14 protein-coding genes are annotated in these 14,779 nt (G+C 41.2%); 11 read left to right on the plus strand and 3 right to left on the minus strand.

What is annotated here, in order from left to right:
- Positions 1-43: 43 nt before the first annotated feature.
- From msbA to tcdA, 6 genes are read left to right on the plus strand one after another with little or no spacing between them, the layout of a single operon-like run.
- Complete coding sequence (msbA, locus tag B2R65_RS11405) at positions 44-1,789, plus strand: lipid A export permease/ATP-binding protein MsbA (protein WP_286742732.1); 1,746 nt, start codon at positions 44-46, stop codon at positions 1,787-1,789.
- On the plus strand, positions 1,786-2,766 hold the full coding sequence (gene lpxK, locus B2R65_RS11410; protein ID WP_264389445.1) for a tetraacyldisaccharide 4'-kinase: 981 nt from the start codon (positions 1,786-1,788) through the stop codon (positions 2,764-2,766). Before msbA ends, lpxK begins: the two co-directional genes overlap by 4 nt.
- On the plus strand, positions 2,756-2,953 hold the full coding sequence (locus B2R65_RS11415; RefSeq protein WP_004586692.1) for a Trm112 family protein: 198 nt from the start codon (positions 2,756-2,758) through the stop codon (positions 2,951-2,953). The genes lpxK and B2R65_RS11415 overlap by 11 nt, the downstream gene beginning before the upstream one ends.
- On the plus strand, positions 2,941-3,702 hold the full coding sequence (kdsB, locus tag B2R65_RS11420; RefSeq protein WP_286742739.1) for a 3-deoxy-manno-octulosonate cytidylyltransferase: 762 nt from the start codon (positions 2,941-2,943) through the stop codon (positions 3,700-3,702). Before B2R65_RS11415 ends, kdsB begins: the two co-directional genes overlap by 13 nt.
- A gap of 2 nt (positions 3,703-3,704) precedes the next feature.
- Positions 3,705-4,376: a TIGR01621 family pseudouridine synthase gene (locus B2R65_RS11425; protein WP_286742742.1), complete on the plus strand. Its 672-nt coding sequence runs from the start codon at positions 3,705-3,707 to the stop codon at positions 4,374-4,376.
- Positions 4,377-5,180 carry a tRNA cyclic N6-threonylcarbamoyladenosine(37) synthase TcdA gene (gene tcdA / locus B2R65_RS11430; protein WP_286742744.1) on the plus strand — a complete coding sequence of 268 codons (804 nt, stop codon included), beginning with the start codon at positions 4,377-4,379 and terminating at the stop codon, positions 5,178-5,180.
- Position 5,181: 1 nt separating this feature from the next.
- Here tcdA and B2R65_RS11435 read toward each other — a convergent pair whose 3' ends face one another.
- The 3 genes from B2R65_RS11435 to B2R65_RS11445 form a co-directional block, all read right to left on the minus strand.
- Positions 5,182-5,598 carry a SufE family protein gene (locus tag B2R65_RS11435; protein ID WP_004586688.1) on the minus strand — a complete coding sequence of 139 codons (417 nt, stop codon included), beginning with the start codon at positions 5,596-5,598 and terminating at the stop codon, positions 5,182-5,184.
- 13 nt (positions 5,599-5,611) lie between these two features.
- The gene (locus B2R65_RS11440) at positions 5,612-6,838 is read right to left on the minus strand and encodes an aminotransferase class V-fold PLP-dependent enzyme (protein ID WP_286742746.1); all 1,227 of its coding nucleotides are present in this window, start codon (positions 6,836-6,838) and stop codon (positions 5,612-5,614) included.
- 110 nt (positions 6,839-6,948) lie between these two features.
- Positions 6,949-8,235, minus strand: coding sequence for a citrate synthase (locus B2R65_RS11445; protein WP_004586686.1), 1,287 nt, complete (start codon positions 8,233-8,235; stop codon positions 6,949-6,951).
- A gap of 416 nt (positions 8,236-8,651) precedes the next feature.
- Between B2R65_RS11445 and sdhC the strand changes: the two genes are divergently transcribed.
- The 5 genes from sdhC (at position 8,652) to B2R65_RS11470 (ending at position 14,776) form a co-directional block, all read left to right on the plus strand.
- Complete coding sequence (gene sdhC, locus B2R65_RS11450; protein ID WP_084554498.1) at positions 8,652-9,029, plus strand: succinate dehydrogenase, cytochrome b556 subunit; 378 nt, start codon at positions 8,652-8,654, stop codon at positions 9,027-9,029.
- On the plus strand, positions 9,020-9,367 hold the full coding sequence (gene sdhD, locus B2R65_RS11455) for a succinate dehydrogenase, hydrophobic membrane anchor protein (protein WP_004586684.1): 348 nt from the start codon (positions 9,020-9,022) through the stop codon (positions 9,365-9,367). Before sdhC ends, sdhD begins: the two co-directional genes overlap by 10 nt.
- Entirely contained in the window at positions 9,368-11,140 is a 1,773-nt protein-coding gene (gene sdhA / locus B2R65_RS11460; protein WP_004586683.1) for a succinate dehydrogenase flavoprotein subunit, read from the plus strand.
- 10 nt (positions 11,141-11,150) lie between these two features.
- Positions 11,151-11,867, plus strand: a complete 717-nt coding sequence (locus tag B2R65_RS11465; protein WP_004586682.1) for a succinate dehydrogenase iron-sulfur subunit — start codon at positions 11,151-11,153, stop codon at positions 11,865-11,867.
- 89 nt (positions 11,868-11,956) lie between these two features.
- The gene (locus tag B2R65_RS11470; RefSeq protein WP_004586681.1) at positions 11,957-14,776 is read left to right on the plus strand and encodes a 2-oxoglutarate dehydrogenase E1 component; all 2,820 of its coding nucleotides are present in this window, start codon (positions 11,957-11,959) and stop codon (positions 14,774-14,776) included.
- Positions 14,777-14,779 lie beyond the last annotated feature (3 nt).

Below are 14,779 nucleotides of genomic sequence, written 5' to 3' on the forward strand. Positions count from 1 at the left end.
TTGAAGGATACAATAAGGGCTGTAATTGTATAACGAGAGTAATATGAGTCAAAGTACTACACAAATTTATAAACGGTTGATTTCTTACGTTGGTGATTATAAAAGCGTTGCCTTCGTCGCTATTATTGGAATGATCGGCTATTCGGGTATGGATGCTTTATTTATTCAATTAATGAAACCCTTTATTGATGAAGGTCTAAACCAACGTAATAACGAAGTGCTAGCTTATGCCCCATTTGTTGTAATTGCGCTGGTAATAGGGCGTGGCCTGTTTAATTTTATGTCTTCGTATTGCCTAAGCTATGTAGGCTCGCAAGTAGTTCGTTCGTTACGCCAGCAGTTATTTGAACACATATTACATTTGCCTGTTTCGTTTCATGATAAAAACTCAACAGGTGATTTAATTTCAAAAATTACTTTTGATACAGAACAAGTTCAGCAAGCAATCACCAAAGCACTGTTAATTGTTGTAAGAGAAGGCGCTTTTGTCGTTTTTCTACTTGCCCTTATGTTTTATACCAGCTGGCAGCTTTCGCTGATTTTTTTAGTGATCATTCCATTAGTGGCAATTATTGTAACGTTTGTGTCTAAACGCTTTCGCCATATTTCAAAAAATATACAGTCTGCAATGGGGCAGGTCACCCGTAGCTCTGAGCAAATGCTAAGTGGACACAAAGTTATTCATGGTTTTGGTGGGCAAAAACAAGAAATCGATCAGTTTTCAAAAATCAATAATCATAATCGCCAGCAACGTATTAAAATGGATGCCACTAAAGCGTTAAGCGTGTCGGTAATTCAAGTGCTTGCAGCAAGTGCAATGGCTGTTATTTTGTGGGTTGTATCTATGCCTTCAATGATAGATACGATCAGCTCTGGCGATTTTATGGTACTCATTTCTTCTATGATGATGCTTTTACGCCCGCTTAAACAATTAGCAAACGTGAACAGTGATATGCAGCGCGGTATTTCTGCAGCGCAAAGTATTTTTTTAGTTTTAGATGAAGAAATTGAAAAAGACAAAGGTACTTACACCGTAGATAAAGTGAAGGGCGAAATTGAGGTTAAAAATGTTACCTTTAAATACCCAACTAAAGATGAAGCTGTTTTAAATAACCTATCAATAAGTATAAAGGCCGGTGAAAGCATCGCGCTTGTAGGGCGTTCAGGCTCGGGTAAATCGACTATTTCTAATTTATTACCGCGTTATTATGATTTAGAAGCACCAAGTGAAATTTTATTAGATGGCGTTGCGATTGATAAATATAAACTGGCTGATTTACGCCGCCAGTTTGCCTTAGTATCTCAGCAAGTTGTGTTATTTAACGACACAATTGCTAATAATATTTGTTATGGCATAAGCCGCGAAATAACACCGCAGCAATTAGAAGAGGTGGTTAAACAAGCCCACGTGTGGGAATTTGTTAAAGACCTACCTGAGCAACTCAATACCATGGTCGGTGAAAACGGGGTAATGCTCTCTGGTGGTCAACGTCAACGTATAGCAATTGCTCGCGCTATATTAAAAGATGCACCTATTTTAATTTTAGATGAAGCAACTTCAGCCTTAGACACAGAGTCTGAAAAACTAATTCAGCAAGCTCTTGATACCCTAATGCAAGACAAAACGTCTATAGTCATTGCCCATCGTCTTTCAACCATTGAGAACAGCGACAAAATATACGTTATTGATGGTGGTCGGGTGATTGAAAGTGGCGATCATCAGAGTTTACTAGCTAAAGATGGTACTTATTCAGCTCTATGTAAAATGCAGTTTGGTGAGCACGGGTGAGTAAAATAGAGCAAAGCTGGTATAAACCATTTAGTTTTATAACGCTACTTTTACTGCCATTAGCTGCGCTTTTTTGGTTAATTTCAAGCATTAGGAAATGGTTTTTTAAGGTTGGCTTTGCCACGCCTTTTAAAGCTAAATCTAAAGTGATTGTGGTGGGCAATATAAGTGTAGGTGGAAATGGCAAAACGCCATTTGTGTTATGGCTTTACGAATACTTGTCAGAGCAAGGCCTAAAAGTGGGCATTATCAGCCGAGGTTACGGCGGTAAAGCCAACAGCTACCCGCTGGTGGTAGAGCGCGGCGTAACTAGTGCACAAGCCGGTGATGAGCCAATACTTTTATTTAATCGTTTAAAATGTCCACTTGTTGTCGGACCCGATAGAAAAGCCAACATTACATTATTAGAGCAGCAATTTTGTGTGGATGTCATAATCTCAGATGATGGTATGCAGCATTATAAAATGGCGCGCGATATAGAGTGCTGCATTGTTGATAGCCAAAGGCGATTTGGTAATGGCTTTGTTATGCCTGCAGGGCCACTACGTGAAACCACAAACAGATTAAATAGCGTTGATTTAGTGATTGAAAACGGGGGAGATGAATCCCTTAGCTACGTTTTGCAAACTGGTGCACTTAAACACGTTGCTAACAATACCCCTGTGAATAAAACCATTGAAAAAGGCCATGCGGTAAGTGCCATTGGTAACCCACAACGTTTTGAAGATTCATTAAAGGGGCAAAATATTCAGCTGCTTTCGACTCATCATTATAGAGATCACTATGCTTATAGCATGGCTGATTTTACTCAATTTAATGATGATAACGTATTAATGACAGAAAAAGATGCAGTAAAATGTAGAGACTTTGCAAAAGATACTTGGTATTACCTACCCGTAAATGCAAAACCTACAGACGCTGTAATACATAAATTAGATTTATTATTAAAACAAAAAGGGATCCTCAATGGCCTTTGATACAAAATTACTTGAAATAATTGCTTGCCCTGTGTGTAAAGGAAAGCTTCGTTTTGATAAAGAAAATGCAGAACTTATTAGTACTGCAGCTAAACTTGCATACCCAGTACGCGATGATATACCGGTACTTTTAGAAAATGAGGCGCGTGAGCTATCTCAAGATGAGGTTGATAAGTGGAATTCGTAGTTGTTATACCTGCACGTTACGCGTCTACCCGTTTGCCTGGCAAACCATTAGCTGACATATGCGGTAAACCTATGATTCAACACGTGTATGAAAAAGCGTGTTTGTCAGGTGCAAGTAAAGTGGTTATTGTAACCGATCATCAAAAAGTTTTTGATGCTGTTAAGTTGTTCACAAACGATGTACTGATGACGCGAGAAGATCATCAATCGGGTACCGAACGTTTAGCAGAAGCTGTTGACTTACTTAAGCTAGACGCAGAAACCCTGGTGGTAAATGTACAAGGCGATGAGCCATTACTTGCAAGCGAAAACGTATCGCAAGTTGCCACTTTACTAAATAATTCAAGTGCGCCAATGGCAACATTAAGTGTAGCCATTGAAGAGCAAGACGAAGTATTTAATCCTAATGCTGTGAAGGTTGTTAGTGATATTAATAAAAATGCGTTGTACTTTTCGCGGGCCAGTATTCCGTTTGACAGAAGCGCAATGTTAAATAACGATAGTGTGTTAGATATAACGCCTTTTCAGCGCCATGTGGGTATATATGCTTATCGCGCGGGCTTCATTAAGCAGTATATTGAGCTAAGTGTATCGCCACTTGAAGTACTTGAGTCGCTAGAGCAACTTAGGGTGTTGTACCATGGTTACGCTATCAAAATTGAGCAGGCCAAAGTAACACCACATGCTGGGGTTGATACGGCCGAGGATTTAGAAAAAGTGATTGCCTACCTAAAAGCTAAGCAAGCCTAATAATGGTTAAAAGTGAATTACTCATAGTGTTTAGCCACGCTGATTTTTATATATTTGAAAAACCAGCGGGGCTTAATTTTCACTCAGAAGGTGAAAAAGGGTTTGTGGTATTAGCTGAGCAGCAAACTGGCGAAAAATTATTTGCTGTTCATCGCCTTGATAAAGTGACATCTGGCCTTATTATTCTTAGTCGCAATAAAGAAGCCGCTGCCAAATTTACGTCTCTTTTTACTGAGCACGCAATAAACAAGTTTTATTTAGCTATAAGCAATGCTAAACCTAAAAAAAAGCAAGGGTGGATAAAAGGTGATATGGCTAAGTCTCGCAGGGGCATGTTTAAGCTTTTACCTACCCTGCAAAACCCGGCCATTACCCGCTTTTATTCTTTTAGTTATAAGCCGGGGTTTAGGGCGTATATTTTAAAGCCGTATTCGGGTAAAACCCACCAACTTAGAGTGGCATTAAAAAGTTTAGGGGCGCCAATTTTAGGCGATACACTTTATAGTGGCAGCGCAGCTGAGCGGGCGTATCTTCATGCCTATGCGTTAAGTTTTTTATGGCATGGGGAGCAAATTAATTGCTCTTTGCTACCTACTACGGGTGATGAGTACAAGCAATTAATTAATCATCAAGAATTTCAAGCATGGCAATCGCCGTGGCAACTGGATTGGTAAATGAGCGAAAAAGTAACAGATATTCGTTTTGGCGGGATCAAACGCCTATACGGTAACCAACAATTTGACTGGCTACAACAAGCCCATTTTTGTGTAGTGGGAATAGGCGGTGTAGGAAGTTGGGCCGCCGAAGCTTTAGCACGTACAGGCGTGGGTAAAATCACTTTAATTGATTTAGATGATATTTGCGCGACGAACGTAAATAGGCAAATTCATGCACTTAGCGGCAGTATTGGCGAAGCCAAAGTAGATGCAATGAAAAGCCGCTGCGAACTGATAAACCCAGAGTGTAAAGTAACTGTGATAGATGACTTTATTACTCTTGAAAATATTCGTGAGCATATTCAAGGTTTTGATTACGTTATTGACTGTATCGATGCAGTTAAAGAAAAAGCAGCGCTTATTGCTCATTGTAAGCGTAATAAAATGCCTATTATTACTACTGGCGGCGCGGGTGGGCAAACTGATCCTAGCCAAATAACATTTGGTGATGTGGCTAAAACCACGCAAGATCCGCTACTTGCTAAAGTGCGTTATATTTTACGCAAACAATATAATTTTAGTAACAACCCTAAACGCAAATTTAATATTGATTGTGTGTACTCAACTGAGCAACTTGTTTACCCAGGCAGTGATGGCAGTGTATGCCATGCTAAACAAAATGCTGATGGTACAATGAATATGGATTGTAATAACGGGTTTGGCTCGGTAACTATGATCACCGGAAGTTTTGGCTTTTTTGTAGCGGCTAAAGCGGTACGTAAATATTTAGATAAAAAACAGCGTTTACAACAAGCTCAATAGTTTAATTGAGCTTGTTAGTTGCCATGCTTTGAATTGCCTCGACCATGGCTTTTATTCCGTTCCCTCGAGATGCACTAAGGTGTTTAATTAAGCCTAACTTTTCAAATTCGTCATACGCATTAATATTCACGACCTCTTCAGGTGTTAAGCCATTATAAAGCGCTAAAATTATCGCTAATAAGCCTTTTACAATGCGAGTGTCTGAATCGCCAATAACCACTAAACGATTCTCGCTATCGTCAAACTCCATAAACATCCACACTTTGCTCTCACACCCTGGCACAAGCGCGTCATCGGTTTTAAGTACATCCGCTAAAGCGGGAAGTGTTTTGCCCAGAAGCATTATTTCGCGATATTTTTGCTGCCAAGATTGCGCCTGCTGTATAGGTTTTACTACGTTTTTAAACGTATTTGTCATGAGTTATCCTAAATTAGTCTAATAATTCAATCGATTCTTTCAAAGCATTGATGAAATTATCAACATCTTGATGGGTATTATAAAATGCAAAGCTTGCTCGAACAGTGCCTTTTACCCCTAAATGGTGCATTAATGGTTGCGTACAATGGTGTCCACTGCGCACTGCAATACCAAATCCGTCAAGCAAAGTTGCCAAATCGTAGGGGTGTTCACTTTTATAATTAAAACTGAGGGTGCCAATATTATTGTTCAGGTCGCTATAAATAGTAATACCGTCAATTTTACTCAACTGTGTGGCTGCATAATTAAAAATAGCCTGCTCATGGCGCTGTAACTGTTCTATGTTTAGGGCCGATAAATAATCAATTGCTGCACTAAAGCCAATGACGCCGGCTATATTTGGGGTGCCGGTCTCAAATTTAGCAGGAGCGTCTCTGTAGCTGCTTTTTTCAAGCGTTACAGTATCTATCATCTCACCACCCGTTTGATACGGGGTAAGCGCATTAAGTAATTCATAGCGACCATATAAGCCCCCTACACCCGTAGGCCCAAGCATTTTATGCGCTGAGAATACATAAAAATCACATCCAAGCTGCTTTAAATTAGGGCGTAAATGCATGGCTCCTTGTGCGCCATCAACAACAACTAACGTGCCGACTGCTTTCGCTGCAGCTATTAATGGCGCTAAATTGGTAATATTACCTAATGCGTTAGACGCTTGGCTGATACACAGCACCTTTGCTTTAGTGCGCGTGATCATGTCTACACAGCGGGCTATATTAAACGTCGCGTTTTGCTCAAGGGGGAGTGCAGATAGCGTAGCCCCTGTATTTTGCGTTAATACCTGCCAAGGAACAATATTAGCGTGGTGCTCAAGGGGTGTAATTAAAACCGTATCTTCACCAGTAATTTGCCTTTGTAGACCATGAGCAAGTAAATTTAGCGCCTCTGTCGCGCCTTTTGTCCAGACGATTTCTTTAGCATTTACGTTAAAGTAATCCGCTGTTTTTAATCTTGCCTCTTCATATTGTTCTGTAGCGCGCTCGCTTAAAGTATGGCGGCCTCTGTGAACGTTTGCGTTGCCTAAATTATAAAAACGAGTCGTTGCATCAATAACGCTTTGTGGCTTTTGCGACGTTGCGCCAGAGTCTAAATATACTAAAGGGTTGCCATTAAGGGGTTGGTTTAGAGTAGGGAAGTCGTTGCGGATTTTTGTTATATCAAACTCTTGAGAAGGCATGGCTATTCAACATCTATAAATTTAGGCAGGAATTGTAATCGGTTTCATAAAATTGACAAGCAAAGCACACAAAAAAGGCCGCAAAAGCGGCCTTTTTTAACTAACTAAGCTTAGCGCTTGTCAGTTGATACGAAGTCACGTTGCGTGTAACCAGTATACATTTGACGAGGGCGGCTGATCTTATGACCAGGTTGAGATAGCATCTCATCCCAGTGAGTGATCCAACCAACAGTACGTGCCATTGCAAAAATTACAGTGAACATGCTTGTTGGAATACCAATCGCTTTTAAGATAATACCTGAGTAGAAATCAACGTTAGGGTAGAGTTTCTTCTCTACAAAGTATGGGTCTTCAAGGGCAATCTGTTCAAGCTTCATTGCAATATCAAGAAGCGGATCTTGAATGTTAAGCTCTTCTAATACTTCGTGACACGTTTGACGCATTACTGTAGCGCGTGGGTCGAAGTTTTTGTAAACACGGTGACCAAAGCCCATAAGACGGAACGGATCAGACTTATCTTTTGCTTTTGCTACGTACTCATCAATACGGTCAACAGAACCAATCTCTTCTAACATGTTTAAACATGCTTCGTTAGCACCGCCGTGAGCAGGGCCCCAAAGAGATGCGATACCCGCTGCAATACATGCATATGGGTTAGCGCCTGAAGAACCTGCTAAACGTACTGTTGACGTTGAAGCGTTTTGCTCATGATCAGCATGAAGCATGAAGATTTTATCCATTGCTTTAGCTGTCACAGGGTTAACTTTGTATTCTTCAGCCGGTACAGAGAACATCATGTGTAAGAAGTTTTCTGCGTAGCTTAAATCGTTACGTGGGTAAACAAACGGTTGACCAATGTTTGTTTTGTACGCCATAGCTGCAATAGTCGGTAATTTAGCGACAAGTTTAATAGCGCTTGTTTTACGTTGGCTTGCATCAGTAATATCAAGATCTTCGTGGTAAAAAGAAGATAATGCGCCTACTACACCACATAGCATTGCCATTGGGTGAGCATCGAAGCGGAAACCTTGGAAAAAGTTAGCAATTTTCTCATCAAGCATGGTGTTATGCGTGATTTCTTTTGCAAATGCATCGTATTGCTCTTTAGTTGGTAACTCACCGTTTAATAGTAAGTAACAAAGCTCGATGTAGTTAGAGTCTTCAGCTAATTGCTCAATTGGGTAACCACGGTGAAGTAATACACCTTTACCACCATCAATGTAGGTGATTGCAGATTCACAAGAGCCAGTCGACATGAAACCTGGGTCATAAGTAAAGTGACCGTGTGAACCTAACGTACGTACGTCGATCACATCTTGGCCAGCAGTGCCTTGATAAATTGGAAGTTCGATTGGATCTAGTCCATCAATATGGACTGTGGCTTTTTTATCTGCCATCTATGTATCTCCTATTAAGATATCTATTCTGATTTTTAGATTTTTAAAGTTCTGAAATCTTGTTTTAAGCACATCTTCGCATTTTAACGTGAAAGAGGGGGTTAAAGTCAATTTTTATAAACATTATGCATATATGTATAATAAATATTCGGTATTAATTAAATATTATACTATCGGCTAATTCGCAAACGTCTCTAACTAAACAAGAATTGTAAAACAACCTTTGGGTATATATACTATCGGAGGTTTTAAACCGCTTTGTATTTAGGTAAACATATTTTTACAGCGTAATTTTTGCAGATTTGTGAACTTTTGCTGTATTGACACGTTTACTTTGATAGTTCCACCAGAAATTTTGGTGGGTTTTAGAAAAACAAGTAGATGAGCTCCAATGTGAGCAAGATGGGCAAGTAACTGTGAAAAAGCAAAGACCTGTAAATCTAGATCTAACAACTATATCTATGCCGGCAACGGCTAAAGCATCAATCTTTCACCGCGTCACCGGTGTTGCATTATTTTTTGCTTTAACGTTTGTCATTTGGGCTTGGTCTGAGTCTCTTTCTTCAGCTGAAGGTTTTGAATTCGTCAAGGGTCTGTTTAGCGGATTCATTGCCAAATTCATAGCTTGGGGCACACTTTCTGTATTGGGTTATCACCTTATTGGTGGTATCCGTCACATCATTATGGATATGGGCCACTGGGAAGAACTTGAATCAGGTAACCTTAGCGCTAAAATTGCAATGGCACTTGGCGTTGTATTTGCCGTACTGGCAGGGGTGTGGATATGGTCTTAAATCAAGCAACTCTTAAACGTGATGGTGTACAAGATTTCGTATCTTTACGTACCACGGCACTAGTAATCACCGCATACGCGATTTTTATTATCGGCTATTTTTTAGCAACGCCAGAAGTCACTTTCGAAGCCTGGACAGGCCTATTCTCTAATCTAGCAATGAAGGGTTTTACACTTATTACTCTTGTATGCATGATGGTTCATACCCGCATTGGCCTTTGGCAAGTTTTAACGGATTACGTTAAAAACGCTAAACTACGCGCTGTTTTAGGCTTTGTATTAAACCTGATGGCCGTTGCTTACGTAGCTATTGGTCTAATCGTTTTATGGGGTGTTTAAGTGAAATATTCTGTTCGTGAATTTGACGCCGTAGTAATTGGTGCAGGTGGTGCTGGTATGCGCGCCGCTCTTGCCATTACCGAATCTGGCAAAACGTGTGCATTAATATCTAAAGTATTCCCAACACGCTCACACACTGTATCTGCACAGGGTGGTATTACAGTAGCGCTAGGTAATTCACACGAAGACAACTGGGAATGGCATATGTACGATACCGTTAAAGGTTCCGATTTTATCGGTGACCAAGACGCTATCGAATACATGTGTCAAACAGGCCCAGAAGCTATTACTGAATTAGAAAACATGGGTTTACCATTCTCTCGTTTTGAAAATGGCCGTGTTTACCAACGTCCTTTCGGTGGTCAATCGAAAAACTTTGGTGGTGAACAAGCTGCACGTACTGCAGCAGCAGCTGACCGTACTGGTCACGCTTTATTACACCTTCTATATCAACAAAACGTTAAAAACCAAACTAATGTATTCTCTGAGTGGTATGCACTAGATTTAGTTAAAAACGACAATGGCGATGTAGTAGGCTGTACAGCAATTGAGATTGAAACAGGTGAAATCACTTTTTTCAAATCAAAAGCTGTTGTACTTGCAACCGGCGGTGCTGGTCGTATTTTCGCATCAACAACCAATGCTCACATTAATACGGGTGATGGTGTTGGTATGGCAGCCCGTGCAGGCGTTGCTATGCAAGATATGGAAATGTGGCAATTCCACCCAACGGGTATTGCAGGCGCTGGTACACTTGTAACGGAAGGTTGTCGTGGTGAAGGTGGTTATCTTTTAAATAAAGATGGCGAACGCTTCATGGAACGTTATGCACCAAACGCTAAAGACCTAGCGTCTCGTGACGTTGTAGCACGTTCAATGATGACTGAAATCCGTGAAGGCCGTGGCTGTGATGGTCCTTGGGGTCCACACCTTAAGCTGAAACTTGACCACTTAGGTGAAGAAACGCTTAACTTACGTCTACCAGGCGTATGTGACCTTGCTAAAACTTTCGCACACGTAGACCCTGCTAAAGAGCCAATTCCAGTAATACCAACTTGTCACTACATGATGGGTGGTGTTCCAACTAACGTAAATGGTCAAGCGCTACAAATCGATGCTAACGGCAACGAAAAAGTAGTAGAAGGGTTATTTGCAGTAGGTGAAATTGCCTGTGTATCTGTACATGGTGCAAACCGCCTAGGTGGTAACTCATTACTTGATTTAGTTGTATTTGGCCGTGCTGCGGGTAACTTCCTAGGTAAATACCTAAACGAAGTTGAAATTACTAAAGCACCGACAGCATCTGATATTGACGCGTCTCTTGCACGCTTTAACCGTTGGGAAAATTCAACGGCTGGCCAAGGTGAAGACCCAGTTCAAATCAAAAAAGACCTACAACAATGTATGCAGCTTAACTTCTCGGTATTCCGTGAAGGTGAGTCTATGGCGACAGGTCTTAAAGAGCTTAAAGAAATTCGTGAACGTCTGCAGCATGCACGTCTTGATGATAAATCATCAGACTTCAACACGCAGCGTATCGAATGTCTTGAACTAGACAACTTAATGGAAACAGCTTACTCAACTGCAGTAGCTGCAAACTTCCGTACTGAAAGCCGTGGTGCACACTCTCGCTTTGACTACCCAGATCGTGATGACGAAAACTGGTTATGTCACTCAGTATTCAATCCGGTAACGGATGAAATGAGCAAGCGTGACGTAAACTACGCGCCTAAGACGCGTGAAGCGTTCCCACCTAAAGCACGTACCTACTAGGAGCGAGACGATGGCACAAGTACAATTTTCAGTTTATCGTTACAATCCTGATGTTGATAACGCACCTCGTATGCAAGAATATACTTTGCAAACAGAGGAAGGTCAGGACATGATGGTATTGGATGCACTTTTATTATTAAAAGAGCAAGATCCAACATTATCATTCCGTCGCTCATGTCGTGAAGGCGTGTGTGGCTCTGATGGCGTTAACATGAATGGTAAAAATGGTTTAGCATGTATTACACCATTATCTACGCTGCAAAAAGGCGGCAAAGGTACTATTGTAATTCGTCCTTTACCTGGCTTACCTGTGGTACGTGACCTTGTTATTGACATGAGTCAGTTCTACACTCAGTACGAAAAAGTTAAACCATACCTAATTAACGATCAGCCAGCGGCTGGTGAGCGTCTTCAATCTATTGAAGAACGTGATAAATTAGATGGACTTTACGAGTGTATTTTATGTGCATGTTGTTCTACATCGTGTCCTTCGTTCTGGTGGAATCCAGACAAGTTCATTGGTCCAGCAGGCCTTCTTCATGCTTACCGTTTCTTGGCTGATAGCCGCGATACGGCAACTGAAGAACGTTTAGCAGACTTAGACGATGCGTTCAGTGTGTTCCGTTGCCACAGTATCATGAACTGTGTTAGCGTTTGTCCTAAAGGTCTTAACCCGACCAAAGCAATTGGACAAATTAAATCTATGTTATTAAACCGCGCGGTTTAATCACTTAGTAACGTAAGATGGCTAATATTTTTATTAGCCATCTTGTTATGACAACTATTAATTTCTGCGCTAAAGAAAAGGGCTTATAAATGCACGAAGGTGTGATGAAGGCATGGCTAGAATCTTCACATTTAAACGGCGGCAACGTTGCTTATGTAGAAGAGCTTTATGAAGCGTATTTAGATGATGCGACTTCTGTGCCAGAAGAATGGCGAGAAGTGTTCGAACAATTACCTAAAGTAGATGGTGTGGATGTTGAAGTAAAGCATTCAGAAGTTCGTTCACAGTTTGCGGCGCTTGCTAAAAACAAGCATAGAGAGGTAGTGGTAGCAGAGGGTAGTGGCGGTGACCTTAAACAGGTTAAAGTACTACAACTTATTAATGCTTTCCGCTTTCGAGGACACCAAAATGCTAACCTAGATCCATTAGGCATTTGGCAACGAGAGCGTGTTCGAGATTTAGAGCTAGAATACCACGACTTATCTAAAGCTGATTTTGACCGCGAATTTAACGTAGGATCGTTTGCCGTAGGCCGCGATACTATGCCTTTAGGTGAACTATACCAGGCACTTAAAACCACCTATTGTGGTTCTATTGGTGCTGAGTATATGCACATCACATCAACAGAAGAAAAACGTTGGTTACAACAGCGTTTAGAATCTGTTCAATCACGACCTACTTTTTCTAAAGAAGAAAAACTGCGTATCCTTAAAGGATTAACCGCAGCAGATGGTCTTGAAAAATATTTAGGTGCAAAGTTCCCTGGTGCTAAGCGTTTCTCACTTGAAGGTGGCGATGCGTTAGTTCCTATGCTTAAAGAACTTATTCACCGTGCCGGCGAAAGCGGGCAAAAAGAAGCAGTTATTGGTATGGCCCACCGTGGTCGCTTAAACGTCCTAGTTAATGTGTTAGGTAAAAACCCGTCTGAGTTATTCGATGAGTTTGCTGGTAAACACAAAGACACGTTAAGCTCTGGTGACGTTAAATACCATATGGGTTATTCATCTGACTTTGCGACCAAAGGTGGCAATGTTCATATGGCACTTGCGTTTAACCCTTCTCACCTAGAAATTGTTAACCCTGTTGTTATGGGCTCGGTAAGAGCGCGTTTAGACCGTTTAGGTGACAGTTCAGGTAGCAAAGCATTACCTATTACTATCCACGGTGACTCTGCGATTACAGGCCAAGGTGTTGTACAAGAAACATTTAACTTGTCGCAAACAAATGCCTTCTCATGTGGTGGTAGTATCCGTATTGTTGTAAATAACCAAGTTGGTTTTACAACCTCAAAACAAGACGACGTACGTTCTACAGATTACTGTACTGACATTGCTAAAATGGTTCAGTCACCAATCTTCCACGTTAACTCTGATGACCCTGAAGCCGTTGCATTTGTTACACAACTTGCACTTGATTTTAGAAACCAGTTTAAACGTGACGTAGTAATCGATTTAGTATGTTATCGCCGCCATGGTCATAACGAAGCTGATGAGCCTAATGCAACACAGCCTCTTATGTACCAAAAAATTAAAAAGCATGCGGTTCCGCGTTTAATTTACGCTGATCAACTTATGTCTGAAGGCTCATTCACTGAGAGTGAAATTAAAGCATTAGCTGATGAATACCGTAACGGTTTAGATGAAGGTAACTGTGTTGTTGAAGAAATTCAGCCAGAAACTTCGCACTCATCTGATTGGGCAAAATATGTTGGCCATGAGTGGAATGTTGAGTACGACGCAAGCGTACCGGTAGATAAGCTAAAAGCACTTGGCGAACAAGTTGCGCAGTTCCCTGAGCAATATAAAGCACAGTCTCGTGTTAAAAAGATTTACGATGACCGTAAGCTTATGGCAAGTGGCGAAAAACCACTAGATTGGGGTATGGCAGAAACACTTGCTTATGCAACAATTGCCTCTGAAGGCACAGATATACGTTTAACTGGCCAAGACTCAGGGCGTGGTACTTTCTTCCACCGCCATGCTGTAGTACATAGCCAGTCGGATGGTTCAACTTACCTCCCTCTTCAAAATTTAAGTGAAGACCAAGGTACTTTTGAAGTATTTGATTCGGTTTTATCAGAAGAAGCGGTACTTGCTTTTGAATATGGTTATGCAACAGCTGAACCTACATCATTAGTCCTTTGGGAAGCCCAGTTTGGTGACTTCGCAAATGGTGCTCAAGTCGTATTTGATCAGTTCTTAAGCTCTGGTGAGCAAAAGTGGGGCCGTTTATGTGGCTTAACATGTTTGCTTCCGCATGGTTATGAAGGTCAAGGCCCAGAGCATAGTTCTGCACGTTTAGAGCGTTTTTTACAGCTTTGTGCCGATCACAACATGCAAGTGTGTGTTCCTTCAACACCTGCACAAGTTTACGCTATGCTACGTCGTCAATCAGTTAGACCACTTCGTCGCCCATTGATTGTAATGACACCAAAATCACTACTTCGTCACCCACTTGCGGTATCTTCACTTGAAGAACTTTCACAAGGTGTATTCCATAATATGATCGACGAAATCGATGATATTAACCCTGAGAAAGTAGAACGCGTAGTATTTTGTAGTGGTAAAGTTTACTACGAACTATTACAAGAGCGTCGTAAGCTTGAGCAAGACAACATTGCTATTGTACGTGTGGAGCAGTTATACCCGTTCCCACATGCAGAAATGGACACGATTATGGAACGTTACCAACACGTTACTGATTTTGTTTGGTGTCAAGAAGAGCCACAAAACCAAGGTGCTTGGTACTGTTCGCAACATCACTTTATTGATGCAATCCCACAGGGTGCTAAATTGACTTACGCAGGTCGTAAGGCGTCGGCATCTCCAGCGTGTGGTTACATGTCAGTACATACTAAAGAACAACAAGCGCTCGTTGCAGACGCGCTTACTATACAAAAGAAAGGATAAGCA

This window comes from Pseudoalteromonas sp. UBA2102 (genome assembly GCF_002331165.1).
In the GTDB taxonomy this organism is placed as follows: domain Bacteria; phylum Pseudomonadota; class Gammaproteobacteria; order Enterobacterales; family Alteromonadaceae; genus Pseudoalteromonas; species Pseudoalteromonas atlantica.

Bases quoted from the DNA above. Each gene is read 5' to 3' on its own strand.
- msbA (WP_286742732.1), top strand. From the start codon at position 44: ATGAGTCAAAGTACTACACAAATTTATAAACGGTTGATTTCTTACGTT.
- B2R65_RS11415 (WP_004586692.1), top strand. From the start codon at position 2,756: ATGGCCTTTGATACAAAATTACTTGAAATAATTGCTTGCCCTGTGTGT.
- B2R65_RS11425 (WP_286742742.1), top strand. From the start codon at position 3,705: ATGGTTAAAAGTGAATTACTCATAGTGTTTAGCCACGCTGATTTTTAT.
- tcdA (WP_286742744.1), top strand. From the start codon at position 4,377: ATGAGCGAAAAAGTAACAGATATTCGTTTTGGCGGGATCAAACGCCTA.
- B2R65_RS11435 (WP_004586688.1), bottom strand. From the start codon at position 5,598: ATGACAAATACGTTTAAAAACGTAGTAAAACCTATACAGCAGGCGCAA.
- B2R65_RS11440 (WP_286742746.1), bottom strand. From the start codon at position 6,838: ATGCCTTCTCAAGAGTTTGATATAACAAAAATCCGCAACGACTTCCCT.
- B2R65_RS11445 (WP_004586686.1), bottom strand. From the start codon at position 8,235: ATGGCAGATAAAAAAGCCACAGTCCATATTGATGGACTAGATCCAATC.
- sdhD (WP_004586684.1), top strand. From the start codon at position 9,020: ATGGTCTTAAATCAAGCAACTCTTAAACGTGATGGTGTACAAGATTTC.
- B2R65_RS11465 (WP_004586682.1), top strand. From the start codon at position 11,151: ATGGCACAAGTACAATTTTCAGTTTATCGTTACAATCCTGATGTTGAT.
- B2R65_RS11470 (WP_004586681.1), top strand. From the start codon at position 11,957: ATGCACGAAGGTGTGATGAAGGCATGGCTAGAATCTTCACATTTAAAC.